This is a genomic window from Suicoccus acidiformans (assembly GCF_003546865.1).
Classification (GTDB): Bacteria; Bacillota; Bacilli; order Lactobacillales; family Aerococcaceae; genus Suicoccus; species Suicoccus acidiformans.
In genome coordinates, this window is sequence record NZ_CP023434.1 from 2,139,160 (window position 1) to 2,165,441 (window position 26,282).

A 26,282-nucleotide genomic window follows, 5' to 3' on the forward strand; every position below is an offset into this window, starting at 1 on the left:
ATTTAATAATACCTTGCCGCATATTTATTAACTCCTTTTAAATAGATACTTAAATAATAGCACGTAAGAGCATATTTGTAAAGGAATCTCCAATTTTTTATCAAAGAGAGTACGTGATTACAAAATAGCTGTAATAATGTACCAATATTTGTTATTCTATAATCTTCCAATTACTCCCGTTCTTTTCAAGTACCAAATCAAATTGAGATACCTGCGTTGCTTTGGTCTGCTGGTCGATATACTCCACTGTCAGCGATACCGTGACTTGATTATCCTTACGATTGTGAATAGGATTTACCAGTTCTTGAAAGATGTACTCTTTTCCGATTGGTTTTAATATCCCGTCATTCACATAGTAGGAAAGTTCACTGGCTGTCGCTGTAGGATAGAGCTTGAAGAACGTCGTTAAAAACTCATTGATTTCATTGGTTGTAATGGAATCAACCGTCCCCTCACTTTCAATGGCTTTTGGTTTATAACTTGATTTCTTAGGTATGTTGGTAATGGTCGGATTCTTAACCAGTACCATATTTCCAGAACCATCTACATAGACACTCACTATATAAGCAGAGTGGACGGTCTTTGTATTTTCTCCCTCTGTAATGAGCTGGTCTACACTGTAGGTTACATTAAACTCATTGTCGCCAGTTGGCTCTACCGTCCATATCTGAAATCCTCTTACAGAAGACGATACAGGAATATCTTTGCGTACTGTATCAACATTGAGAGCTTGAAGTTCATCTGTCAGATAGCCTTTTAGACTTTCCATTCGATTATCAATGGACTTATCGGATTGCTCCCATGAATAGTAGACTTTCGCAAAGTTCTCTACAAAATTTTCTACATGATGAGTATCAACGTATTCCTTTTCTATGATAGTTGTTTCGTGAATAGTATGAGTATCTATAGCTGTAAAGTGCTTGAATATCGCAAAGCTGAAACTAAGCCCTAAAAGTACCCACAAGGCAATCACAACCTTTTTATGAGGATTGACCTTATAGACACGAGGTTTCTTTTCCTTTGGTATCTGTTTTTCTTTATTCTGATTTTTTCTAAATTTCATCATTAAATCTTCCTTTCTCATTGTTTGATTCGTCCTGCTCCCACTAAATGCTGTTGCCAGTAGGGGCTTGTTAAGTCGGCATAACCGATTGGGTCGCCTGCATGAAACATACGGTTATTGCCAAGGTATATCCCAACATGAGTAATATAAGAGCCAGCGTTATAGGTAGAATGAAAGAAAACCAAATCGCCAGCTTGTGCTTCCGATAGTGGGATATGCTGGGTCACATCATATTGCTGTTGTGCGGTTCGTGGTAAGTTAATTCCAGCTTTTCCATACGTCCATTGTGTCAGTCCGCTACAATCAAAAGAAGTAGTCGGGGAAGCTCCACCGTAAACGTATCGCCAGCCCTCATATTTCAGTGCTTCGTCCATGATGGCTTGTACCGTATCATCATCAAACTCTGTTGTGACAAGATACTGCGTTACCAGTTGCACATAAAACATATTGCCATAGTTGTATCGCCAGCCCCCATTGATAGGTATGGCTATGGGATTGGGGTAAGACACTTTTTCGCCACCTGAATACTCTTTTGAGAAACTTTGAGCCAGTTCAAAGGTATATTTATTTCCACGATTAGCCACATACCCTAAGAAACCACCACCATAATTGTAGGACTGGATAACCGATTCTAAATCTACACTGAGCCTTTCGCTACTGGCTAATAATTCACTGAAATACTTCACACCTTGCTTAATGGATTCTTCTGTACTCAATGAATTAGGTGGAAGACCGAGGGATTCCGAGGACTGCATAACATCTTCCGCAGTACCGCCCGATTCCACCTGTATAATCGCAAGAAGTATGTTGACATATTCTTCAACGCCATATTCTTTGGCATATTTTTCTACCATAGGCTTATGAGCCAGCACTTCTGCGGAAACATTCACACCTCCATAATGAATATTGGAAATTCCGCTGTCCTGTTCATCTGAAAATAAAATGGCAACAAACAGAAGCAGTGAGAAGACCATCAAGAATAATCCAGAACCACCAATCACTAAAGTTTTCAACTTCATGGTTTCTTACCGACTTTCTTAATGGTGGCGGTTTTGATTGGTGGTCTACTTCTTGTATTTTGTAGTGGTACTCTTTGAACAGTAGACGGACGTTCTTTTGTGATTGGACGTTGTGAAGTTCTATCTGCTGTAGTGGTTGAAGTTGCTGGCTTTTGAACGGTTTTTTCTTGAACGGTATTGCCTTGGCGTTCCACTTTTGGACTTGAAAAATCGGACTTAACTGCTGGACGCTCTTGTTTGGCTTGTTGAGATTCCTTATATGAAGTCTGAATATTAGACTGTTTTGAGGTCTGTTCATCATGATATTGTTCTTGTCTTGTAGTCGGTCTTTCATGAACAGAAGAAGCAGGCTGTTTTTTCTGTTTGACCTGTTCCATTTCAGAGCGACGCTTCGCAATGGTTTTTCGCCTTTGTTCCTGCTGTTCCTTGCGTCCACTGGCTCTGTCCGCTTTGGTTTGAGAAATACTACTGGTTAAATCACGGACATTCTCTTTTACTTTGGATTTTCCTTGATATACTGCATATCTTGCATTGGTCGGCAAATCTTTAACCTGTTCTTTCAAACCACTAGCAGTGTCTACCATTCTGTCTTTGGTATCAGCTACTGTACCGATGGTTTGACCGATACGTTTTCCAAGTGTTGATTTTTCCTTTCCGTCTGGTCGGGAGTGATCTGCTTGTGTCCTTGCAGAACTCCCCGAACCCGACTGTCCTTTTTTACCTGTAACAATGGCAGACCCAGCCCCTAGAGTAGTCATGGAACGTCCAAGTTTCCGCTGTAGACGGTGCATGTGAGCGTGCATAAGCATACGAGGTTTTCTCATCACACGACTTCCCACACTTTGAGAATCGTTACTCTGTAGAGAAAACATACTCATTAAATCGCCCAGCTTGAAGTAGATTCCTGCAAAGGTCACAATCTGTAGAAAAGCAATCAAAAAGAACGGATAACCAGCCGATAAGGTATAGAGCATGGTTGAAATACTAAATGCTGTCGTAATAATCAATGTGATTCCAGCTCGTGTCAAAATGGTATTAAAGAGCTTTGTTATGGCTCGTTTTGACATACCATCAAATGATGGAATCATGCTTAAAATAAAGCTCACAGGCAGAAACATAGCATAGATGATAAAAAGTACCTGCGAGAAAATCATGATTCCTGTTAATAGGAATACAAATATGGAAATCCCAATATTGAAGACAAATAGGAAGAAGACTGTACCTAAACGGTTAATGGTCTTTGTAATGGTTAGATTGGTATTGCTTCTGTCTTCAATTTCTTCCGCAACAATTTTTTCTCTGTCTTCGCCATTGTTGGAATCTGGGCTGGTGGAGAGCAGGCTTTCCACACGGTCAATACCGATACTTTCAATGTCTGAACTGTTGTATTGAAGCAGTAGCCACGGTTGCTGAACCTGTATGGAAAACAGGCTATCTCTGATTAAGTCCACGCTGTCCTTGCCTTGACTATCGGAATGGGGCATGACAATCTTCGTGCCAAGTGATAAACTGGCATTACTGATGTCTGATGAAAAGTCATTGATTTTTTTAATGTAGTCGGGAGCGTAGGCAATAAAGGAAGCCGATAGGATAAACACCAGCACAAAATTCATAATGGCATGAATTGCCTTTGTGGTTTCTCTCTTTATCAGTCCCGTATAGGCAACATAAACCCCAAGAACCAAAATCAAGAGTAAGAGGAATCCAACATAGAAACCCTCTGTTGAAAATCCGTTTGCACTCACACCAGCTAAGGTCTGCATATTCTTACCAATGGAATCTGCTGTAGCGGAAATGAAGTCTAAGGAATAGGCTTCCTGTACTAAGTAACCTGTCGCATTGGAAACATACAAACTGATTGTCCAAATAAAATTGGTAATGGCATATAGTCCATACATGACCTGTTTTCCAATCCCGTCCGACCAGTTCCACGGAAGCCAGCCCCAGCTATTATCCACATAAAAATCCAGTTGATAGTTTTCAAGTGGGTATCGGCTGTATTCATTTGCCACATTGACCGTATCATCTACCAAGCCCGCAGCTTGAACCACCGTTCCCAGCATGGCTAAAAGAAAAATGGCAATCACAAGTGTGAAAGCCACTGTCATTGCCACTTTACCTAGACGTTTCAGCGTCCAGTTTGATTTTATTCTGTTTACTATTGATGGTTTCACATTTACACCTCTTTTCGCACAGGTGGTCTGGTATCAAAGGCATGGAGCAGTTCTTCAAATACAGGGTGGAACTGTATCACACCGACACGACCATATAAATCACTGATAAGGCATTGCCCGTTTTCCAAATCACGCAATCGCTTCTGATTGTTTTCGTCCTCTGGGTCTACACCAAAAAAGGCTAAGGTCTTTTTAATCTCGTTAAGGTCAGTGGAACGAAATGCAAATTTTAAGCCGAGGTTATTTTTCAGTTTTTCATCTAAGAGGTCGTCTGTATTTTGGGTCACGAAATATACCCCAGCGTTCATAGCACGACCAGCCCGAACCAGCTTCATAGATAGTGTTTTTCCTTGTGCTACCTGTAAAAAGCTCCATGCTTCGTCTAAATCTACAATCTTGAAAATGCTTCGGTCTGTATGGATAAAGTCTAAAGCAAAGGTACTAATGACAATCAGCATAGCAACGGATAAAAGCTCCATAGTGGTATATTCCTCAAAGGAAGTTTCCTTGTCGGGAAGTACCAAGTCCGCAACCTGTATAATGTTCAGTTGTTTTTCTAAGCTGATAGACTGCTCCACATAACCATTACTGAATAATAAATGTGCAAAGTCATAGTCTGTAAAACTTTCGATATGGTCGGCTATACTGGTACTTAGTGGCGTATTCTCAACCCGTAATTCCTCAATCACTTTCATCAACCCTCGTACTTCACTATTGGTTACTGCACGAATGGCTTTTCTAAGGATTGGGAAGCGTTCCCCATCACGAGAGGAAATCCCCGTAAGAAATGTCAGAATATCAATAGCCAGTGATTCAGAATCTTTGGGATTTTTCATAATCACATAAGGGTCAAGTAAGCCTTTGTTTTTCTCATCAGAAGTCAGAGTGACGATATTGATTTCATGGGAAATCTCTGGCAAGGTTTCTTTCCATCTGCCACGTTCTGCTTTTGGGTCTACAATCACTGCTTGTGCCCCATAAAGCACCGCATAATAGACGATAAGGTTATTCGCAAAGGATTTACCACCACCCAGCGAACCAACAAAAGCCGACGCTAACGCATTGGTTACTGAACCCTTAACCCCTTGACTGGCAAGAGCAGGTTTCAGATAGACATTGCGTCCAGTATCTAAGCTGTAGCCAACATAAATCCCCTCATTTTCCCCCAGCATTTGAGTAGCACCAAAACCTAAACCAGCGAGGAAATCAGAGGTCACGTATTGAATATAATCATTCATATAACGCTTGCTGGCAGGTAAAAATTCTTCATGTAAGCCGAGCATATCCCCAAATGGTCGTACCAGTTTTACGCTTAAATCGTCATAAAAATCTTTCACTTCATTACAACGACGTTTGAGTTCGTCAAGATCATTTGCTGATACCCTTACCACATAAGACAGCTTGTACATAGATTCCTTGCTTTGGTCTAAATTGGTTTCCAGCTCATTCACACTTTCCAGAGCTTCCGCCACATTGGAGCTGGTTTCATTATCACTTTGCCAAGCGTGGTTATCCAAGTCTTTCAGTTCTTTCTTTTTATTGCGGACAGTAGATAGGGCTTTACGATTCGCTACAATTTCCACATTCATTGACGTATCAATCGGGAATGTAAATTGCTGTTGCTGGTAGTAGAAGATTTCAGAGGACGGGAAGTCCAGTTCTCCGACAATGCTGTTAATGGTAAAGTAAGCTACATAGACGGTTTCATCTTCCTGCTGGATTTTCAAATATCGCTGTTTTTCTTCCACCAAACAGCGAGTAGGCTTAATCAAGTCATAGTATTTAATCAGCGTTTCATTATCCAGCTTTTTCTTTGATAGATGGTACTCATACTCTTCATAGGCAGTGCCTGTCTGTCCGTAAAGGTGTTCAATCAGATAGCCGAAGTCGTCCTTATCTAACCTGCGGATTTTGAAACGACGAGAGATTTTATTTTCTAAGAGCTTTTCCATCTTCTGAAAACGCAGGATTTCATCATTACTCATACTAACAAAATCGCCCATCAGCTTATGGTTCACATCATAGACAAAATCAGACAAAGCATTTTTTGCTTCAACGGTAAGACTTTTCATAGAAAACTCCTGATCGTTGAGAAGCAACTTAAAGCCGATAAAGAAACGGTAGTTCACTTGATTTTCGCCAATCATGGATATTAAAGCGTCTGTCTGTTGGTCGATTTTGTCATAGGCAACCGCTTTGAGCTTGCCAGTGACTTCATTTTTGGAACGCTCTTGTGCAGAACGTATGCTGGATTCTGTACTGATTTGTAAAGCATGAATTTTGCCATCACGATTTTGTGCGATAAGCTGTCTGAAAGAATCATGCACTTGTATTTTCTGTTCTGGACTTAGAAATGAGTAATTGTAAGGAACAAGCTCATAGTAAGCATAACATTCCCCGTCTTTATTCCAGACGAGATTGTTTTCAATGTATTTAATTGGATATGCCATAAAATTCACTCCTAACTGCTGTAATGGCTTCTTGTGGCTGGTTTCTGCCAAGCGTTACTTTTTTTCCTGCATAGGTCAGCTTTGGTCGCAGTGCATAAGCAATGACAGACTTCAAAAATCCATAAGGCTTTTTACCATCAAAAGTTTTTGTAGACATAAACCATGTGAAAGCCACAGGAATCCCAAAGTATTTGAGAAATGCTCCCTCTATCATGGAAAGAGGGGGCAAGTTGCCAAGTATCATCACTGCAAAGAGTGACACGACAAACCATGTTGAGTGTGTAGTATTGATGTCACGTACAGGTGGATAAATGGCTTAAGAACGGGGTTCCTGGTCACTATTGATGTGTCTAGGAACCTCGTTTTTTGGTTTTTTAGGGAAAATTAGCTGATTTGGTCAGTTGGCGTGAGAAAAATGAAGATGGGTATGTGGGAATTGGTCGACATGAAGAATAATATGTATTCAGGTAAAATAGTAAATTGGTAAAATTTCAATTTCAAGGAAAATATAAAAGTAACATATGTTTGACAACTCTAGATTTCATAGGAAGCTCTCCTCACTTTGTTCTTGTCAAACTGAGTGTAACAGAAGCTTCCTACTTTTAAATTTTGTGTCACATATGTATTATCGTCTAACACTTTAGACTGAGGAATGCTTATGTAGCAAAAATAAAATAATAATCGCAATAAAGAAGTGGGCTATGAGATAATTACCTTCTTATTTATCACTAATTGCTTGCCACATAAATATTTTACGTTAAAATATAGGTAATAAGTTACCTATATTGAGGAGGATTATAATGTTTCTCGTTCTTTATCATTCGAATTATGGACACACTGAACGATATGCTCGCTGGCTTGCAGAAGACTTGGAAGGAGATGTCCGAAGAATTGAATCAGTTAAATTAGAGGATGTAGCGGCCTACAACTCGATCATTTTCGGGCATAGCATCTACGCTGGTAGTTATAAGTATGGCAAGAAAATTGCGGAGATTATTCAAGCTTTTCCAGACAAAAAATATTACTTCTTTGGGGTTAATTTGGCAGATAGTAGCCAGATTGAGAATAAAAAGACACTTACTGACAATGTTACAGCAGCTATTGGATCTGAGAATATGGATAAAATCCAACTTTTCTTCTTCAGAGGCGGAATAGACTATCCACGTCTTAGCTTTATGCATCGATCAATGATGTGGATGATGGATAAGATGCTTAAAATGAAAAAAGATTCTGAACAAACAGAGAGCGACCGAGCATTAATTCAAGCATATGGCAAAAAAATAGATTTTGTCGATCGCCGACAAATAGATCCATTAATTCAAGCAATACAGGAAGAAATTCATGGAAATTCTTGATCAATTCATTAAATCTCGTTCCCATTCTCGTATCGGTCAATCGTCTATCATATTTTTTAGTTTATTTAATATTTCTAATCGTATTGCCACAGATATAGATAATAGTTTATCTGATCTAACTCTCAAGCAATTGCTCTTACTCATAGCCGTTGAAATTATTCAAGGGGGTTCCTATACGGAATTGGGGAATATAATGGGAAGCTCTAGGCAAAATATCAAAAATTTAGCAATCGCACTTGAGAAGAAAGGCTATGTTTCGATCATTCCCGATCCGAACGATTCACGAGCATTTAAGGTCATCTCTACAGAGCGGACAAAAGATCATTTCGAAGAGATGGATTTGTTATATAGTAAGAAATTGGTCGAACTTTTCTCTGCTTTTTCAGATGATGAAGTTGCCCAACTTTTTGCCTTGTTTGATAAGTTTTTCCAAGGAGTGGAAGTTATGGAGAGAAGCAATGAAAATTTTTAGAAGATTCTTGGTAGCGTTTGTGCTGATTGAATAATGCCTGTGAGCTGGAAGCAGTATGAAGGGCTGTTCAGAGAAGATGCGAATTTGCCTGCTCGATTCCGTGGGAGGCGGTTCCCACGGAATTTTGGCGCATTTTTATTCCGTCGAACGGTTTTCCCACGGAATTAGGGCAACCTTATTCAATTAAAGCAAGGGTGAAGGTGCTGTCTCACGCTTAGAGTGCAGCTGGCTGATTAGCTGTATAGAAAATTCGTAGTAGCCAAACTGCTTTATTCTTGCGTGAGAGCGCCGTCTTATGTAAGTTAACCAACATTTTTTGGCTTCGGGGGAAATTGCTTTAAGTTAACTTTCTTCCCTATGGGAGAAAATCAAATAAGGGACGGACGTTAGCAGTCGGGTGGCCGATACTACCGTGTCGGCGAGTTAGTGATAGGAAAAGTATTTCTATCATTCAATAAATTAGAATAAAAAGAGAATAAGTGTTATATAAGTAATCAATATTCACCAAATTATCATTTGTGCTTGACTTTGGAGCGCTTTCACTCTAGAATGATAGGCAACTACTATGAGAGGTGGGAAATTGATGAGGAAATATATTGCGAGGCTTTTGTTAACAGTTGTCGTTAGTATCTTTGCTTTAAGTAGTCTAGGTTCAGTGGTGAGTGCCCAGGATGCGGTCTTAAATTTAGCGTTAAATTCGAATCCGCCGACAATCGATCCAGCCCTAGCAACGGACACAACGTCTGGTGCAGTGATTGATAATGTCTTCGAAGGCTTAACGGATGTGATGCCGGATGGGGAAGTAGTCCCAGCAGGTGCGGAGTCCTGGGAGGTCAGTGAGGATGGCTTAGTTTATACCTTTAAACTCCGGGAGGATGCGGTTTGGTCGAATGGTGACCCAGTTGTTGCGGATGACTATGTTTACGGTTGGTTACGCGTGCTCAACCCGGACACTGCTTCTCAGCGGGCCAATTTTATGTATGTTGTGGAAGGTGCTGAGGAGTATAACGTAGGTGGTGGTAAGCCAGAGGATGTAGCGATTCAAGCTTTGGATGATTATACCTTTGAAGTGACGTTGAAAGATCCCACAGTGTACTTTACAGAATTACTTGCGATGTATACCTTTTTGCCAGTGAATCGAACGGTTGTAGAAGCAAACCCTCAGTGGGCGGCTGAGTTAAATGAGGATTACGTCAGCAATGGTGCTTTTGATTTAGCAGAATGGACCTTAAATTCACATGTAGTTCTGACGAAAAGTGACACCTATTGGGACCGAGAGAATGTCGCTTTGGATCAGGTGAATATGCAAATCACAGAATCTGCTTCTACATTAACGTCTGATTACATTGCAGGCAATTTCGATTTCCTCGGGGCGCCGTATGGCGAGGTCTCACTTGACTCTATCGAAGCATTTAAAGCGGACGGAACTTTACAATCTGAGCCATATTCGGCCGTATATTACTACACCATTAATACAACGGATCCTGATATGGCAAATGTAAATATTCGCAAAGCTTTAGCATCAGCGATTGATCGTCAGAGTATTGTAGATAACATTACCAAAGGGGGCCAAATTCCAGCAACAGCTTTTGTTCCGACGATTATCCCTGGCTTTGAAGAGGATATGAATTACTTTGAAGATGCCGACTATGACCAAGCACGTGAGTATTTAGCAGCAGGTCTTGAAGAACTTGGGAAGTCCGATCCTAGTGAGTTAGATATTGCTTTATCGATTAACACTTCCGAAGCGCATGCTGTCATCGCTCAAGCAATTCAAGAGAATTGGAGTCGTGAGCTAGGTGTCAACGTTACGATTGATAACACTGAGTGGCAAGTATATTTAGATCGCCTCACTCAGAAAGATTATCAAGTAGGCCGAATTGGTTGGACGGGTAAATTCAATGATGCGATGACATATTTGGGTATATTTGAAACAGCTGAGACAGGAAATAATGACACTGGCTGGGAAGATCCGGCTTATACCGAATTAATTAGCCTAGCGACGAGTGAATTGGATGAAGCTAAGCGTTTAGAATATTTGAAGGAGGCAGAAGCAATCCTCATGGATGCCATGCCAATTATCCCCATCTACTTCTATTCGAATGACTATGTACAAAAGCCTGAAGTGCAAGGCATGGAATATGATAGTGTCGGGCGAATTAACTTGAAGAATGTATCATTGAGTGAATAGCCTTAAAGAAACCTACCTTTATCCAAAATTACCCCCCAAAAACCTCCATCCTAACGTTTCAATCGTTAGGGTGGAGGTTTTCTGTTTAGGCGATTGTTACTCTGATCATGATGTGGTTAGACGAGTCTTGACTGGGGGACGAAATGTGTCGCGTTAATGAATTGTTGAAATTTATGAACCCAAACAAAAAAAGCCTGCCGACCGTGCTACAAAGCACTGCCAACAAGCTTTCTAATAATTATTGCACAAATCACTTCTTACGCCACTCGATTTGTCGCCACACCATTACTGCAATAAGGGCAATCCCAAAGTAGCCAGCGACATTGTAGACGATATTCAAGAGGTGGTCGAAAGATACGACGGAACCAATAATGAGTCCAATAAGTCCGACAATGAGGGTTAAGATTTTATAGCGTTTCGTTCCGTCTTCTGCAAAGACTGAGACCGAATTCCAAAGCAAGGTTACGGCGGTTGTGAAGATACCACACATGATCATAATGACGAAGAACCAGCCGACAAGGGGATGAATATCATTGGCTAAAATCAAGGTCGGTACAGAGGCCTTGCCTGATACAGAGAAGGAAGCCATAAAGCCTAAGTAGGAGATAAAGACGGCGATACTAAAGAAACCTCCCCCGAGGGTACCGGAAATCGCAGAGTCGCGGTTCGAGCGAGCTTGACGTCCAGTTTGGCTTAAATATCCAGCGAAGAGGATTAGGTTATAGCCAACGTAGTTCAGACCGGAAATGAGCCAATTACCCGAGGAAGTTTGAATTTCTTTGTTCTGGACAGCTTCTTGAATTAAAGCTTCGGCTTGAGGTAATCGGTCCCAATATACAATAAAGGCATAAATACCAAGGATAATGGCTGCAATCGCAATAATTGGACCGAGTTTCCCCAAGATATTCGTCAATCGCTTTAAACCAAGCATAACGACAAGGGCGACCAGGGCAAACATCAAGCTAGACCCTATATAAACAGGCAAGGCGAACTGCTGTTGAATCGTTGCACCTGCGCCTGCAATCATGACGCTGTAGGTCAGAAAGATTGCAATAAAGGAGACGCCTTCATAAATCCTCCCGAAGAATTGATTAGTATAGATATGATAAATATCGTTCGTTCGAAGGAGGTCCTCCTGATGGTCATAGCCGACCGTAAATAAAGAGTAGCCTACAAAGGAAAAGCCAATAAAGATTGTCAGAATACTTAAAGTTCCTAACCAACCCCTGGAGACGAAATATTGGATAATTTCTTGACCCGTGGCAAAACCAGAACCAATGAGGGAGGCCATCATCGCTCCAGCCATTGTAATGATGACGGACCATCTTGATTGATTTTCTTGCATGAGTATTTCTCCTCTTTCTATCACTAAAAGTTACTCAAACGACAAATAAAAGCGCTTACATTTTACTTACTCTCATCTTAACACGAAACGATATTCAGAGGAATAAATTTGCTTGAATTTGGACGAAAACATGAGATTCTTGCAAGGACAATTATGTGATATATTTCACGAACAATCACCTATAATGTAGAGTGTAGAAGAGCATGAGTAAAGATTATGATAAAAATCTCATTAAATTTACTATTGCTTGTTTGCCAAATAGCGGTACAATGTGAAGGTATGAATTCACATTGAAGGAGAATGGACTTTGAAATTTGTAGAATTAGAACCGGCATTAGACTGGCTCAATCATCTAGAAAATCCCAATCCAAGGGAAAATCTTGACCGCATTGAGTGTGCTATGGCTTTCTTTGATAATCCTCATGAAGGCTTACCAATTATTCATATTACAGGGACGAATGGGAAGGGTTCCACTACCAATTACTTGAAAGACTTATTCCTTTCCCAGGGCCTGAGCGTCGGTATGTTTACCTCCCCTCATATTATGAAATTTAATGAACGCTTCTCCTTCAACGGGGAGCCCATTTCTGATGAGGATTTATTGGAATTAATTAACCAGATGGTCGACTTGGATGCCTACATGCAAACGACAGAATATGGCTCACTGGTCTTTTTCGAGCTGTACACTATTATGATGGCTCTCTATTTCCAAAAGAAGCAACCAGATGTCTGCTTAATTGAAGTTGGCATTGGCGGCTATCGGGATACTACCAATGTCTTTGTCGGAGAGATTTCGGTAATCACAACTGTAGGCTTAGACCATCAGGATAAGTTAGGCTCTACCGTGGAGGAAGTCGCTGAAGAAAAGTCGGGAATTATTAAACAGGGCTCAACGGTGATTATCGGCGCGATGCTCGAACAAGCTAAACGCCCTATTCGTGAGAAAGTGGAGCGTGAATCAGCGCACTTGCTTGAATTTGGTATCGATTTCTTTACCGACCAAGTAGAAAATTTACAAGCAGAGGGATCCAGTTTCGACTTGTTAATGTATGGCGAACGCGAGAACTGGCATATTCAAATGTTGGGCGTTCATCAAGTCACCAATGCGAGTATGGCACTGGCGATTTTTGCAACGTATATGCAAAAGCATGGCTTACAGATCAGTCTTGAGCGGGCCAAAGCAGCCTTGCGGGCTTCAAGTTGGATGGCGCGGATGGAGAAAGTGCATGAGAAGCCACTGATTTATATTGATGGGGCGCATAATGTCCAAGGGCTCATTGCCTTACGGAAGATGTTGGTGCAGTATTTCCCAGATAAGACGGTGACAATGCTGTATGCTGGCTTATCTAGCAAGAATCAGGGCGAGCAGATACCTTTTCTAAAGGAGTTTAATTTAGAAAAGCTTTATTTGACCCAGTTTGATCATGAGAAGGCGATGTCTGACGAAGAGTTTGAACTGGTGAATACCAATGACTTGGATTATGAATTTGTCGATGATTGGCAAGGCTTTATCGATACGTATTTAGGGAATCAAGCGACGAGTGATTTATTGCTTATTACCGGTTCCCTGTACTTCTCGTCTCATGTGCGCCAATATATTCTAAAGTAGAGAGTAGTAGGTTAATTGTTTCCCATGTTGCTTTACTATTATCTTATGTGGGTCAATGCTTTAGCCTTGGTTATGACGGTCTATGATAAATACGCTAGTAAACACCGGCCAAGACGACGAGTCAGCGAGAGACCCTTGTTATCTGTGGTCTTACTTGGTGAGGCTGGTTCGATGTGACGGGTGATGCAAATGCTTCGGCATAAGACGTGCCACCGACATATGATGCGGAGTGTATTTGAGTATATGTGCTTGCATTTTGGTATAATGGTGCTGTATATGTATTTGCTTGTTTGAATAAGTTAAAGCACAGAGTAAAGAGGGTGAATTGGTAATGGCACAACCGATGATTTTGATTCATGGGACCTGGGGGAGTCACCGCGATTGGGACAATATTCGCGAAGATTTCGCAGCGATGGGCTTTAAGGTGATGGCACCAGATCTCTTATTTCACGATTTGCCGTCTGGTGAAGTTGCGCAATATGTAGGTGATGTGAGTCTGCTTGAATACACCTATCAAATATTGCGACTAGTTAGAAGATGTGAAGAGCGACCGATTATAGTTGGGCATTCCTTAGGAGGTCTGATTGCGCAGCTGGTCGCCGAACGTGTGGCGGTGAAAGGCTTAATTCTACTCGGGCCAGCACCAACGGCGGATATTCATAGCTTTTATCCGTCCATGTTGGAGTCATTTCTGCCACACTTCTTCCAATGGGGCTTTTGGAAGAAACCCATTATGCCGAGTGAAGTCGCTTTGACTTACGCATATAATCAGCATGAAGCAGGCCGAGCGGAGCAAGAGTTAGAGATGACTGTCCCGGATTCGGGTAAGGCTTATACACAAATGGGCTTACCCATCTTAGATAGACGGCGGACGAGTCAAGTTGATTTCACAAAGATTCAGTGTCCCGTACTGGTTATTACAGGCATGTACGACAAGCTGGTTGTGCCACAAATTGCTGAGCAGACAGCGCGCAATTATGGGAACCAAGCAACATTGTTGATGCATGGCGAAAGTGACCATATGTACATTACTGAGCGCTTTAAAGATACCACTGCACATATGATTCATATGTGGTTGGAGCAGGAAGGCTTGTTAAGTTGAGTCGATGCCTGATATATTTGGGTAGAAATTGATATCATTAATCTTTAGGATATCAACTCACCAAGGCATTAGTACCCAAGGCTCTTTTCGATAAAAGTATATAACACCACAAAAGCCAGGGACGAAATACTGTCTCTGGCTTTTGTATGTTACAGGTGTTTTTGAATGAATTGGTAGAGGCTATCCGTGAAGACGAATCCGAAGGCTAAGGGATCATTTGGATCATCAGAGGTTTCATTGACTAGGCCGATAATTTCGCCAGCTTCATTGAAGAGGGGTGAGCCGGAGTTACCACCTCCGATTTGGGCCGTGAAGACAATGACGCCATTTTCAGCATCAACTTCATGGACGTCCCCGTCGCTTCTCCATAGACTGCCATAGTCTTTGTCGCCTGGGTAGCCAACGATATGCACTTTATCATCAGCTTTCAAGGCCTTGATGCTATTGGCTGAAGTTAAAGGGAAGGTTTCAGTGTTTGCCTCCGTATTGCTTTCTGCAGTAGCTTCAATTTTCAAAAGGGCCAGATCTTGATGGACTTCGGGTGCAGCGTGAATTTCGGTCACCTTATAATCTTGGAATTCACCGGAAGTATCACGTAATTTGACTATTAATTTCTGCTCATCAATTGCATCGACGACATGCTTATTTGTTAGAATGGTATCTTGATTCAAGCGAACGCCGGTTCCGAAATCCTTGTCCTTGCCAGCCTCTTGGACCAAGGCAATATTCTGTATATAGATTTGGTCGTCTTTAGTAATTTCCTTTCGCTGATCGGTGGTTTGTTCTGTTGCAGCGTGTACGCTGGCGGTAGTATCTGGACTTATGCTTAAACTTAAAACGAGATAAGTAACTAAGCTGATGAATAATATTTTATCCATAAAATCATCTCCTGACTTTATTCTACAAATATTCTATCAGCTCCTCTTTAAGTGACCAAGCCTTATCGAGAAAAACCACGAAATGCTAGCGAAGCTTTCAAAGAAAACTCATCAAAGGCGCAAGACGCGGAGAAATAAGTCTTTGAAAATTCAAGGTTGAACGCCTATGCATCTCCTTCAACACTAGCGGCTTGAAGGTGCTGTATTACGCTTCCTCCAATTCCTCTTTCAATTCCTGAATGGCTTCTTCAAGTTTCTCGGCCTCTTCATCGGTAAAGACAGGGAATTCTGGCTTGAGTTCTTCTAAGGCTTCTAGGACAATTTTGCCAGCGAGATAGCGGGTCAGCCAGGCATTATCAGCAGGTAAGACATACCACGGGGCTTCATCCGTATCAGTTTCTTCCATAATGTATTGGTAATGCTTGTGGAAGGTATCCCATTTATCGCGGTCCGAGAGGTCACTAAAGGAGAACTCCCATTGCTTATCAGGCTGCTCCATGCGCTCAAGTAAGCGCTTGCCTTGAACTTCTTTGGAGACGAAGGGGAAGAGCTTGATAACTTTAAAGCCACTGCGCGTAAGATAAGCCTCCATTTGCCGTATGGCGTCTAAGCGAAAGCTGGCTTCTTCTTCCACGGATTCATGCATCACTGGGATTTGATCTTCAGGACCATGGACTAGGAGACTGATTACATCTTCGTAATAGGAACGATTGAGGATGCCGATTTGCCCGCGAGCTGGGAAGCCGGCTTGGTGGCGCCAGAGGAAGTCGTGATCTTGTTCATCTTCACTGGGTTGATTCGGTGAGCTGACTTTGAGTCCTTGTGGCATAAGGTGTGAGAAGATAAAGGTAATGATTTCATCTTTACCGGCAGCATCTAAAGCTTGTAGGACGAGAATCAGACCTTGCTTTCCTTCTGCTTGAAGTTTGACATGCCAAGCGTCTAATTCATCAATAAGTTCTGGAATTAACTTCTCTTTCAGTTCTTCTGTATCAAAAGAAGCAGAAGATTCCTTCGATTGTTGATTTTCCTTAAAGGACTCCGCATTAAAGCGAAATTTATCTGTATTAAATGGCATAGAGAAAGCTCCTTTCTTTTACGAGATTCATTGTAACAGGAAATGCTTACATACGCATAGATAATGACTTATGGGCCCAAATAAGGACAGATAATCGTTGGCAAACTCCGATAACCCCAATCAATATGCCCCATCGATTCGCTTTCATTCACCAATTATGATAGGATAAGGGGCAGATTAGGAGGGATGATGTGCAGATTGAAATCCTCTATGAGGATAATCATTTACTCATCGTTGAAAAGCCTGTAAATATGCCTTCACAAGCGGACAAAAGTCAAGATCCGGATGTGTTGACGACATTAAAGCAAATGATCAAAGTGCGCGATAATAAGCCAGGCAATGTCTATTTAGGACTGGTGCATCGCTTGGACCGACCGGTAGGGGGTGCCATGGTCTTTGCCAAGACGTCCAAAGCGGCTAGTCGCCTATCCGACTCCCTGCGTAAGCGAGCTATCAAGCGGATTTATTTGGCAGTTGTCATGGGACACGTCGCCCCAGAGGGAGAATTAAAGCACCACCTTTACAAAAATCGACAGAAAAACCATGTCTATGCCGTTGATCCCCAACATCCACAAGCTAAACCGGCTCATTTGAGTTATCAAAGGCTGCAACAAACGAAAGCTACCAGCCTCGTTAAAGTGGAACTACACACGGGTCGCTCGCACCAAATTCGGGTGCAATTTCAAGCCAGCGGTCACCCGCTCTACGGCGACCAAAAATATGGCGATCACCGCATCCAGAAGGGCACCCAAATTGCCCTATGGTCACACCGCCTAGCGATCCCTCATCCCACGCAAGATAAAGTCATAGAAGTAGTCAGCTATCCACCTGCCAAAGGTGTGTGGCGTGATTTTGGCTATTGAAGGTGAACGCTGTATTAGCCCTGCGGATGAGACGGAGCACGCCTAGAACTTGTGGCGAAGGATGTTACTAAGAGGTGCGCATTTCTACGTGCGAAAGGCACCCTATCTGGCAAGAGGACGAATATCAAGAAAAGCCCCACACAAGTTAGTTTGTGCGGGGCTTTGGCTATTTGCTTATAGTAAGTATGGGTCATCCATTGGATCAATGAGTGATTTAGGGTCAGCGGCATTGGTGTCGCGGCCATCTGGGCCTAAATCCTTGGCAGAAGCCGGTTCAGCGGGTTCTGTTGGAAAGTTCAGGGTTTCAAAGCCACGCGCATTCGCTTCGTCGTTAGCAGCTTCGGAATCTCTTGGGGTAGGGGTTAAATCGACGTCAGCAAGATCAATGCCCAGTGCCTGAGCGATACCGCGGCCATAATCTGGGTCCGCTTGGTAGCAATTGTTAATATGGCGGTGCTTAATCTGCATCGTTGAGTCGCCCATATTCCGTGCCGTATTCTCGAACAAGACTAGTTGTTGTTCCGGTGACATGGCGCGGAAGAGTTGGCCAGGTTGAGTGTAATAGTCATGGTCATCCTCGCGGAAGTCATAATACTTCACTTCGCCGCCTTGCATTGGTGGCTCAGCATTTCCTTTGGCATCATGCAAGTTATTGTATGAGTTCGGCGTATAGTGGATGGTGCCACCTCCGTTGCCGTCCAAGCGACCTTGGCCGTCGCGGGCGTAGAAGTTCAATTCTTCTTTCACCCCTCTTGGGTAGTTAACCGGAATTTGGTGGTAGTTAGCACCGAGGCGGTAACGGGCTGCATCTTGGTAAGAGAAAGCACGCGCTTGAAGCATCCGGTCAGGCGATAGGCCAATACCTGGTACTTGGGCATTCGGGTTAAAGGCCGCTTGCTCCACGTCTTGGAAATAGTTTTCCGGATTGCGGTTGAGTTCAAATTCACCAACTTCAATCAGTGGGAAATCTTTTTTGGGCCATACCTTGGTTAAGTCAAAAGGATTAAAAGGCATATTCTCTGCTTCTTCTTCCGTCATGACTTGAATATACATCTTCCAGCGTGGGAATTCCCCTTGTTCGATGGCATTGTATAAATCTGCTTGATGCGATTCACGGTCATCAGCGACGACGCGTTCTGCTTCTTGGTCTGTCAAGTTCTGAATGCCTTGCTGGCTACGGAAATGAAATTGCACCCAGGTACGCTCATTGGCTTCATTATACATGGCATAGGTATGCGAGGAGAAGCCGTGCATAAAGCGATAGGAGGATGGGATACCGCGGTCAGACATGGTAATGGTGATTTGATGCAAGGCTTCTGGAAGAGACGTCCAGAAATCCCAGTTAGTATTTGAACTGCGTAAATTGGTGCGTGGGTCACGCTTAATCGCCCGGTTCAAATCGATGAAATGCTTAGGATCGCGGTGGAAGAATACGGGGGTGTTATTGCCAGCTAAGTCCCAATTACCTTCCTCGGTATAGAATTTCAAGGCAAAACCACGAATATCACGTTCAGCATCGGCTGCACCGCGTTCACCAGCAACGGTTGAGAAGCGGGCGAACATTTCGGTTTGCTTGCCGATTTCTGAGAATAATTTCGCCCGCGTATATTGGGTAATATCATGGGTGACCGTGAACGTTCCAAAGGCACCAGAGCCTTTAGCATGCATGCGACGTTCAGGGATATTCTCGCGTGAGAAGGATTGTAGCTTCTCAATGAGCCAAGTGTCATGCATAACAATCGGGCCTCTTGCACCAGCGGTCATGGTATTGTCATTGTTGGTTACAGGAATACCGTCTAAGGTATGAGCTTGCTTGTTCTCAGGGACCCGGTCATTTCGACTGGATCCATAGGGTTTGAGGCCATTTTTGGCCATAGGGTTACGTAATTCTTCTGTCATTATTATCCTCCTATAATGTGTGATACATTGGTGCTTTAAGGCTAACAAATTTCTCGGATTTATCCAAATAGTTTGCTTGCAAGGGAGTCTTGCAGTAAAGTGAGGGTAGATTAAAAAGGAGGGATTGGCATGAAGCTTGGATTTATTGGAATTGGTGTGATGGGCAAGGCAATGGCCGGTCATTTACTCGATGCAGGCTATGAGGTGCATGTCTTTAATCGGACTAAGGCTAAAGCTGATACGTTGCTTGAACGGGGTGCTATTTGGCAGGATTCCCCGGCTGAAGTGACGAAGCAAGTAGACCTTGTGCTGTCCATTGTGGGCTATCCTGAGGATGTTCGGGAGATTTATTTCGGGGAGGAAGGCATTCTTCCGGCGGTTCGCCCGGGGCAAATCCTTATCGATATGACAACAAGTACTCCGGCCTTAGCTAAGGAAATCGCCGCCGTAGCTGAAGCCAAAGAAGCACTAGCCTTTGACGCGCCAGTATCTGGCGGGGACTTAGGGGCTAGAAACGGGACTTTAACGGTAATGGTTGGCGGTGAGGAAGCGGCCTTTGAAAGTGTTAAGCCAATTTTAAGCAGCTTTGCTAAGGAAGTCAGGTATTTCGGTCCAGCAGGCAGTGGTCAACATACGAAGGTGGCCAATCAAATTATGGTTGCTGGAACGATGACCGGTTTAACGGAAATGTTAGCCTATGCGAAAGCTGCCGACTTAACACTTGAAGATGTACTCCAAACAGTTGGCGGAGGGGCAGCAGCGAATTGGTCCTTGACCAATTACGGCCCACGTATCCTGCAAGCAGATTATAGCCCTGGTTTCTTTGTGAAGCATTTCGTCAAAGATTTGAAGATTGCGCTGGATGAAGCCGAAGCGATGGGCTTGTCCTTGCCGGCTACGACCTTAGCCTATGATTTATATGAACAATTGGCACAAGACCATGCCGACGAAGGCACCCAAGCTTTGATTAAGTTATGGTGGCCGGACGGTGAATAAAGAAACGCCCCAGACGCAAAGAAGGTCTGGGGTGAATTTCTGCTTGGCAATTAGAAGCTAATTGCGTGTGGCCATCGTCCATCGCTACACCGAAGCTAGGGTTTGGAAGCAGCTAAGCGCGCTTGGCGAAATAATTCGTCAGGCTACCGATGCCTTGAATATGGACGTCCATACGGTCACCCGCTGTGAGCCAGTTTTGTTCTTCGGGTTTTTGGCCCAGAATGACGCCTTCCGGTGTGCCAGTGAAGATCAAATCACCTGGTTCCAGCGTTATATGATGGGAGATATAGCTAATGATGCGCGGATTATTGAAGATCATATGCCGGGTATTGGAAGACTGAACGACTTTACCATTTAATTCTAAGGAAATATCTAAGTTCTGCCCATCGAGGTCATCTGCTTCAACAATCCAAGGCCCCACCGGGGCAAAATGGTTGGCCGTCTTGCCAAGGAGTCATTGCTGGGCACCCATAAATTGTAAAGCCCGGATGGATAAATCATTGCCGATACTATAACCGAAGACGTAATTTAAAGCGTCCTCTTCAGCAATCGCAAATCCTGGCTGGTCAATTACCAGGACCAGTTCTGCCTCGTAGTCCAATTCCTTACCCTTTAGCGGCTGGGGAATGACGGCTTGGTGTCTGGTGAGGGCATTGTTGAATTTACTGAAGATAACCGGCTCACTTGGCAAATCTGCCTGGGATTCACTGACGTGTTCTTGGTAATTTAAACCAACACAGAGAATCTTTTCTGGATTTTCGATAATGGGCAAGAAAGGTAATCTTAGCGTCGTCGAGTTGATAGGGTGTTAAGTCTGAGTTAGCAATCAGGGATTTATCAGTGTTTATTTGCTTCGTTTCAAGTAGACTTTTGATAGTTGAAGGAAGTTGGGGCTCTTTCGCTTCGAGTAAGCGCGTCACATGGATGAATGTATCTTGATATACTGCACCAATATGCGCCTGTTCACCTTCTTGGAAATTAAACCATTTCATCTATAAGCACGATCCTTTGGAATATTCGTTAAAACCATTATAGCTATCCTCTGAATGGATTTATAGGAATACTACGAAATTGCTGCTTAGAGGAGCCTTCATGAACAAATAGCAAACAGAAAAGCCAGCGATTTAGCTGGCTTTTCTGGAATGGAATGATGGATTGTATGTTGTTTATATTATTTACGTAATGTTTCGAAAGCTTTGGCCCAAGCAACCGTTGCATCAACTAGGCCTTGAACTGTTGGTTTACGGTAGTCGAATGGCTTGAAAGTACCTTCTTCAAATTCTGTGAATAAGTTAAAGTCAGCAAATTGACCAACAGTTGCCACATTGAAGTTTGATAGAGTGATACGTAGGGTTTGAATGGCTGTTACAGCACCGGTTGAGCCATAACCTACAAGGCCAGCTGCTTTATTGCCCCATTCTGGTGAAATAACGTCTAAGGCATTTAATAAGGCTGGTGTGTTGTTCTTGTTATATTCTGGAGTTACGAAGATGAAGCCATCTAAGGAATCAATCTTCTCAGACCAGCGTTGCGTGCGCTCATCTGGATAGTTGCGGTTTAACATCCCTGGAGGGGCTGTATCGATCATAGGTAGATCGTAATCTTTAATATCAACGATTTCGAACTTAGCGTCTTGATTGTGAGCTTTCGCTACTTCAAGAACATATTCAGCAACTTGTAAGTTTACCCGGTCTGTACGGGTGCTTCCTGTAATAATACCAATTTTTGTCATTATTTATTTCCTCCATTAGAAAATTACTCGCTTATTCTTAAGCTAGTTTGATTATACGAATTCGAGATATTTTTTGCAAGGCCGGTGTTTGATGGATAATATATTGAATATTGCAGTAAATATATCTATGAAAAGGTTAGTGTATTTCCTTCATTTCAGAAATTACGGGCCAGTAAAAAAATCGGGAAATTGACAAGAAAGCGCTTTTTGGCTATTGATATTGTTTTGTCATCTTTGGATTAATTATTATTATCATCGCTAGGGATTTGTTTGAAAGCCTATATTAGTAAATAAATATGTGATAAAATCTAAGCAAGAAATTATCCAAAGGATGTGAGTGACATCGAAGTGATGGAAGCATTTATCCAAGGTAAAGCTTCACCTGAATTATGTGAGGATGCCTTGATTCAAACCCAAGATTATATTGCTGTGATTGATGGCGTGACGGCCAAGTCCAATTTCACTTACCAAGGGCATAAGACGGGTTGGTTAATGGCCCAACTTGTCAAGAAAGTTCTCGAACGTCTTGAGCCAGCTGCAGATTTCCAGGCCTTTCTTCAAGCGGTCAATCAAGAAGTTCGCGCTTTCTACCAGAAAGTAGACTTTACGGAAGATATTAAGTTATTCGGCCTGCAGGCGGTAGGGGCAATTTATTCCAATCATCGCCGGGAAATTTGGTTGGTGGGGGATTGCCAAGTTATGGTTGATGGGAAGCGGTACCAGCAGACGAAGTTGAGTGATGATGTGCTCGAAGGATTACGCAGCTTAGTGATTCATCTGAGCAGCGAGGATGAGTCTGACGTTCAGGAGGCCCGTTCGGTGATTGAACCGTGGATTGTGCAATCAACCCAGTTTGCCAATGATCCGACGACGCCTTTTGGCTACGCGGTCTTTAATGGTGAAGAAATTCCCTTAGACCTTGTACAAATTATTCCCCTCACTGATGCCAGTCATGAAGTCATCCTAGCGACTGATGGATATCCCCAGCTTGAAGAGACTTTGGAAGCGAGTGAGGCTTATTTAGCCCAAGTCTTGGCAGAGGATCCGCTTTTATATCGCCAGGAGTTCTCAACCAAGGGCTTACAAGCAGGCAATCATAGCTTTGATGACCGGACGTATATTCGTTTCAAGGTAAAGGAAATATGATGAAGAAAGCAATTTATTTATGTGTGCTACTCCTCTTAACCGCTTGCCAAGCGAAGGATCAGCAATCTTCCCAGGAGGAAGCCAGTCTATCGAGTGCAGAAGTCACTTCCCATAGTGAAGAGGCAGCAGCCGAGCCGGAGCCATTGACCTTAAGTGAGCCCTTGGCAGGGCTTCCTGCCAAGACGACCTACGAACCTTGGGAAGGGGAGGCGAACCGTTTCGTTATTCGCTCAGTCGGCGATGTGTTGATTCATGACCGGGTCAGTCACTTAGCCGATACCTCGCATGAACTATACCAAGCAGCCAAAGCACAAATGCCGGCGGAGGTTTATGGTTTTGAGCCTGTCGCGGCGGATTTTCTAGCTGAAGGTTATGATTTCGATCCAATGGTTTGGCACATAGCTCCCTTTGTCGCCTATGCTGATTTATCGATTGCGAATTTGGAAGTCATCGCAGCCTCGCCGCAACTGCCGATGGCTGGCTATCCGCAATTTAACGCACCTAGAGCTATTCTAACTACTTTGAAGAAATTGGGGATTGACCACGTCACCAATGGATCTAACCACACTTTAGATTGGTACGGGGAAGGTGCACGAACGTCCATTGAGAATATCTCAGAAGTTGGCTTAACCTATTCCGGCTCTTATGCCTCTTGGGAAGACTATGCCCAACCGCGGATTTATGAAGCAAACGGGCTGAAAGTTGGCTTGCTGACTTATTCTTACGGTACCAATGGCATGCCTATCCCGCCGGGAGAAGAGTACTTAATTAGCTTAACTGACTTAGATATTATGCTGGAGGAAATTGCGCAAGTTCAGAATCAATGCGATGCGATGGTCGTGACCTTGCAGTTAGGTCCGGAATATGATCCATGGCCAGATGCCACGCAAGAACATGTCTTTCAAGCTTTGGCCGATGCGGGTGTGGACGTGATATTAGGGGGCCATCCCCATGTCTTGCAACCCTTGGTTTGGTTGAATGAAGGCGGTAGCTTTGGTATATATTCACAAGCCAGCTTTGTCTCAGGCCAAGAAGACTTGAGCAATAAACAAGGTGGCATTACTGAGATTGTGCTAGAGAAAGCAGCAGATGGTCAAGTTAGTGTCACAGATGTGAGCTTTATGCCCATCTTTATGCTAGGCGTGCGCGATGAGAAGATGTATGAAACAGTTCCTTTGGCTGATTATGATTACTATCAAATCCCTGATGGAGCATCTTGGTGGTCAGAATTAGCCGAGCGTATGCAGGCTTTTACGACTGAAGTGAATTATGTCACCCATTTAGAGACGGCATGGACTGAAGCAACGGATTCAACTTTTCGTTAGAACCTACACGGATGAGTCATAAGGCAATGGGAAGGTATGTTGCTTCATCTTTTGCTAGGTTTAAGGGTATTCATTGTGTAGTCACCCTCATCGGATGGTTGTACTTCTTTTGAAGGATATTTAGCTTAAGTAAAGTTAATGCAAACCTGAAGCCAGTGTAATGACTGGCTTTATTCATGGGTGCATTTTATAATAAGAACGTAGCCAGATGCGCTTTAAGCGCCAATGAACCGTGTATAAGAAGAAGTCTAATAAATAATGAGGTGAGTGCATGTGAGTGATTCCACCAATACTAAAAATCTTCTCGCTGAGAGTTTCCAGCAACTTATTCTGGAAAACCCTTCCGAAAAATAACCGTAAAGAATATAACCGATGGGGCGGGGGTCATTCGGCCGACCTTCTATAACTATTACCAAGACAAAAATGAACTATTTGAGTATATTTTGGAGCGGGATTTATTTGCCTTTTTGGAGAATTTAATCAGTGTCGACTTGCTCGGTGAAGTCGTTTCGATGATTTTTATTTATTTCGATCGGCATATGGCTTTCTACCAGAGAGCCTTTGAAACAGAAGGGCAGAATTCCTTTGAAGAAATTCTTACGTTGAAGATGACAGCATTAGTTGAGCGGATCTTCGATCAGTATCCTATGCGGGATTTCGAAGCTGTTTCCTTCTTCAGTAGCCAGTCTATTAGTCATTATTATGGTATTGTAACGGTAATTATTATTAAGTTATGGCTGCAGGAGGGGACGAAACGAAATACCGATGTGGATCAAGTTATTAGTGCGTATAAATTCTTCGCGACCCATTCCTTTGATGATGTGATTGATATTGAAAATCCTAATTACTAAAGGACATAAAAGTGAGCTGTACGTTGAAAATTAACGCATAGCTCACTTTTGTCTTATTGGATTTCTGTTTGTTCTTGGTCGATATGGCGGATAACTCGGGCGGGGTTTCCGGCGACGACCGTGTGGGCTGGGACGTCTTTGGTGACGACGGAGCCGGTCCCAACGACGGCGCCTTCGCCGATAGTAACGCCGGGAAGGATGCTGACATCTCCGCCAATCCAAACATGGTCTGAGATGGTTATAGGTAAGGCTTGTTCATAGCCTTGGTCCCTTTCCTTGTAGTTGAGCGGGTGTCTGGCCGTATAAAAGCCGGCATTTGGGCCAATAAAGACGTGGTTACCTATGGTCATGGCGCCCCCATCCATCAGGTAAGCATTGTGATTAATTGAGACATAGTCTCCTAGGCTAATGTTCCAGCCGTAATCAACCATCAAAGGTGGCAGCCATTCACTGTTACCTAAGGGTTGTTGAATGAGTTCTTCGATCAGCTGATTTCTTTCGGCTAGGTCGATTGTTTGGTTAATTTGTGTGGCTAAGGCCTTGGCTTGGTTACGCTCTTTGAGCAAGGCGTCGTCATAATTAGCGTCATACCAAGCGCCAGCAAGCATTTTGTCTCTTTCGTTCATAAATTTACTCCATTATTTATTTGTACTTTGTAACTAGGCAAAGTGGTATGTCTTTATTATAATAACAATACGTAGACTTGTCTAACGGTTTTACATGGGGAAGGAGTT

General features: G+C 43.0%; 22 protein-coding genes and 3 pseudogenes. 12 read left to right on the forward strand and 13 right to left on the reverse strand.

The window, feature by feature from the left end; genetic code table 11:
• Window positions 1-151 precede the first annotated feature (151 nt).
• The 5 genes and pseudogenes from CL176_RS10090 to CL176_RS10110 all read right to left on the reverse strand — a co-directional run.
• The gene (locus CL176_RS10090) at window positions 152-1,084 is read right to left on the reverse strand and encodes a conjugal transfer protein (RefSeq protein WP_001224318.1); all 933 of its coding nucleotides are present in this window, start codon (window positions 1,082-1,084) and stop codon (window positions 152-154) included.
• Window positions 1,081-2,082: a bifunctional lytic transglycosylase/C40 family peptidase gene (locus CL176_RS10095; protein WP_000769868.1), complete on the reverse strand. Its 1,002-nt coding sequence runs from the start codon at window positions 2,080-2,082 to the stop codon at window positions 1,081-1,083. Before CL176_RS10095 ends, CL176_RS10090 begins: the two co-directional genes overlap by 4 nt.
• Window positions 2,079-4,256, reverse strand: coding sequence for a CD3337/EF1877 family mobilome membrane protein (locus CL176_RS10100; RefSeq protein ID WP_000804748.1), 2,178 nt, complete (start codon window positions 4,254-4,256; stop codon window positions 2,079-2,081). The genes CL176_RS10095 and CL176_RS10100 overlap by 4 nt, the downstream gene beginning before the upstream one ends.
• Window positions 4,257-4,258: 2 nt before the next feature.
• Complete coding sequence (gene tcpF / locus CL176_RS10105) at window positions 4,259-6,706, reverse strand: conjugal transfer ATPase TcpF (RefSeq protein WP_000331160.1); 2,448 nt, start codon at window positions 6,704-6,706, stop codon at window positions 4,259-4,261.
• Window positions 6,690-6,998: pseudogene (locus CL176_RS10110) on the reverse strand (conjugal transfer protein); the annotation flags it as partial. The gene tcpF and the pseudogene CL176_RS10110, both read right to left, overlap by 17 nt.
• A 508-nt stretch (window positions 6,999-7,506) precedes the next feature.
• On the opposite strand from CL176_RS10110, the gene CL176_RS10115 reads away from it, so the two are divergent.
• The 3 genes from CL176_RS10115 (at window position 7,507) to CL176_RS10125 (ending at window position 10,724) form a co-directional block, all read left to right on the forward strand.
• The gene (locus tag CL176_RS10115; RefSeq protein ID WP_118991179.1) at window positions 7,507-8,061 is read left to right on the forward strand and encodes a flavodoxin domain-containing protein; all 555 of its coding nucleotides are present in this window, start codon (window positions 7,507-7,509) and stop codon (window positions 8,059-8,061) included.
• Window positions 8,048-8,533, forward strand: a complete 486-nt coding sequence (locus tag CL176_RS10120; RefSeq protein WP_118991180.1) for a MarR family winged helix-turn-helix transcriptional regulator — start codon at window positions 8,048-8,050, stop codon at window positions 8,531-8,533. The genes CL176_RS10115 and CL176_RS10120 overlap by 14 nt, the downstream gene beginning before the upstream one ends.
• Window positions 8,534-9,116: 583 nt before the next feature.
• The gene (locus tag CL176_RS10125; RefSeq protein ID WP_118991181.1) at window positions 9,117-10,724 is read left to right on the forward strand and encodes a peptide ABC transporter substrate-binding protein; all 1,608 of its coding nucleotides are present in this window, start codon (window positions 9,117-9,119) and stop codon (window positions 10,722-10,724) included.
• A 250-nt stretch (window positions 10,725-10,974) separates the two neighbouring features.
• Here the strand turns inward: CL176_RS10125 and CL176_RS10130 are convergent, their stop codons facing one another.
• Window positions 10,975-12,069 carry a YkvI family membrane protein gene (locus CL176_RS10130; protein WP_118991182.1) on the reverse strand — a complete coding sequence of 365 codons (1,095 nt, stop codon included), beginning with the start codon at window positions 12,067-12,069 and terminating at the stop codon, window positions 10,975-10,977.
• Window positions 12,070-12,376: 307 nt separating this feature from the next.
• On the opposite strand from CL176_RS10130, the gene CL176_RS10135 reads away from it, so the two are divergent.
• The 3 genes from CL176_RS10135 (at window position 12,377) to CL176_RS10145 (ending at window position 14,780) form a co-directional block, all read left to right on the forward strand.
• Window positions 12,377-13,678, forward strand: a complete 1,302-nt coding sequence (locus tag CL176_RS10135) for a bifunctional folylpolyglutamate synthase/dihydrofolate synthase (protein WP_118991183.1) — start codon at window positions 12,377-12,379, stop codon at window positions 13,676-13,678.
• A 45-nt stretch (window positions 13,679-13,723) separates the two neighbouring features.
• Window positions 13,724-13,855, forward strand: a complete 132-nt coding sequence (locus tag CL176_RS13115; protein WP_420824193.1) for a DUF1294 domain-containing protein — start codon at window positions 13,724-13,726, stop codon at window positions 13,853-13,855.
• A gap of 154 nt (window positions 13,856-14,009) precedes the next feature.
• Entirely contained in the window at window positions 14,010-14,780 is a 771-nt protein-coding gene (locus CL176_RS10145; RefSeq protein ID WP_118991185.1) for an alpha/beta hydrolase, read from the forward strand.
• Window positions 14,781-14,929: 149 nt separating this feature from the next.
• On the opposite strand, the gene CL176_RS10150 is transcribed toward CL176_RS10145, so the two are convergent.
• Complete coding sequence (locus CL176_RS10150) at window positions 14,930-15,658, reverse strand: S1 family peptidase (RefSeq protein ID WP_118991186.1); 729 nt, start codon at window positions 15,656-15,658, stop codon at window positions 14,930-14,932.
• A gap of 205 nt (window positions 15,659-15,863) precedes the next feature.
• A complete protein-coding gene (locus CL176_RS10155; protein ID WP_118991187.1) occupies window positions 15,864-16,736 on the reverse strand; it encodes a PPK2 family polyphosphate kinase in 873 nt (290 codons plus the stop codon).
• A 191-nt stretch (window positions 16,737-16,927) separates the two neighbouring features.
• Here CL176_RS10155 and CL176_RS10160 point away from each other — a divergent pair, with 191 nt between their 5' ends.
• Window positions 16,928-17,599, forward strand: a complete 672-nt coding sequence (locus CL176_RS10160) for an RluA family pseudouridine synthase (protein ID WP_118991188.1) — start codon at window positions 16,928-16,930, stop codon at window positions 17,597-17,599.
• Between the two features lie 174 nt (window positions 17,600-17,773).
• Here the strand turns inward: CL176_RS10160 and CL176_RS10165 are convergent, their stop codons facing one another.
• Window positions 17,774-19,498, reverse strand: a complete 1,725-nt coding sequence (locus CL176_RS10165) for a catalase (protein ID WP_118991189.1) — start codon at window positions 19,496-19,498, stop codon at window positions 17,774-17,776.
• Window positions 19,499-19,627: 129 nt separating this feature from the next.
• Between CL176_RS10165 and CL176_RS10170 the strand changes: the two genes are divergently transcribed.
• The gene (locus CL176_RS10170; RefSeq protein ID WP_118991190.1) at window positions 19,628-20,494 is read left to right on the forward strand and encodes an NAD(P)-dependent oxidoreductase; all 867 of its coding nucleotides are present in this window, start codon (window positions 19,628-19,630) and stop codon (window positions 20,492-20,494) included.
• A 112-nt stretch (window positions 20,495-20,606) separates the two neighbouring features.
• On the opposite strand, the pseudogene CL176_RS12775 reads toward CL176_RS10170, so the two are convergent.
• The 3 genes and pseudogenes from CL176_RS12775 to CL176_RS10185 all read right to left on the reverse strand — a co-directional run bounded on the left by CL176_RS12775 (window position 20,607) and on the right by CL176_RS10185 (window position 22,226).
• Window positions 20,607-21,266, reverse strand: a pseudogene (locus CL176_RS12775) (fumarylacetoacetate hydrolase family protein).
• Window positions 21,199-21,486 carry a hypothetical protein gene (locus CL176_RS12385; protein ID WP_162890958.1) on the reverse strand — a complete coding sequence of 96 codons (288 nt, stop codon included), beginning with the start codon at window positions 21,484-21,486 and terminating at the stop codon, window positions 21,199-21,201. Before CL176_RS12385 ends, CL176_RS12775 begins: the two are co-directional and overlap by 68 nt.
• A gap of 179 nt (window positions 21,487-21,665) precedes the next feature.
• Window positions 21,666-22,226 (reverse strand): NADPH-dependent FMN reductase, encoded by a 561-nt coding sequence (locus tag CL176_RS10185; RefSeq protein WP_118991193.1) that lies wholly within the window; start codon window positions 22,224-22,226, stop codon window positions 21,666-21,668.
• A 351-nt stretch (window positions 22,227-22,577) separates the two neighbouring features.
• Between CL176_RS10185 and CL176_RS10190 the strand changes: the two genes are divergently transcribed.
• The 4 genes and pseudogenes from CL176_RS10190 to CL176_RS10200 all read left to right on the forward strand — a co-directional run bounded on the left by CL176_RS10190 (window position 22,578) and on the right by CL176_RS10200 (window position 25,548).
• A complete protein-coding gene (locus tag CL176_RS10190; protein WP_118991194.1) occupies window positions 22,578-23,372 on the forward strand; it encodes a protein phosphatase 2C domain-containing protein in 795 nt (264 codons plus the stop codon).
• On the forward strand, window positions 23,372-24,697 hold the full coding sequence (locus tag CL176_RS10195) for a CapA family protein (RefSeq protein ID WP_162890960.1): 1,326 nt from the start codon (window positions 23,372-23,374) through the stop codon (window positions 24,695-24,697). The genes CL176_RS10190 and CL176_RS10195 overlap by 1 nt, the downstream gene beginning before the upstream one ends.
• Window positions 24,698-25,044: 347 nt before the next feature.
• Window positions 25,045-25,125: pseudogene (locus tag CL176_RS13120) on the forward strand (dihydroxyacetone kinase transcriptional activator DhaS); the annotation flags it as partial.
• Between the two features lie 39 nt (window positions 25,126-25,164).
• Window positions 25,165-25,548, forward strand: a complete 384-nt coding sequence (locus CL176_RS10200; RefSeq protein ID WP_162890961.1) for a TetR/AcrR family transcriptional regulator C-terminal domain-containing protein — start codon at window positions 25,165-25,167, stop codon at window positions 25,546-25,548.
• Window positions 25,549-25,601: 53 nt separating this feature from the next.
• Here the strand turns inward: CL176_RS10200 and CL176_RS10205 are convergent, their stop codons facing one another.
• A complete protein-coding gene (locus CL176_RS10205) occupies window positions 25,602-26,174 on the reverse strand; it encodes a sugar O-acetyltransferase (protein WP_118991196.1) in 573 nt (190 codons plus the stop codon).
• Between the last annotated feature and the right edge of the window lie 108 nt (window positions 26,175-26,282).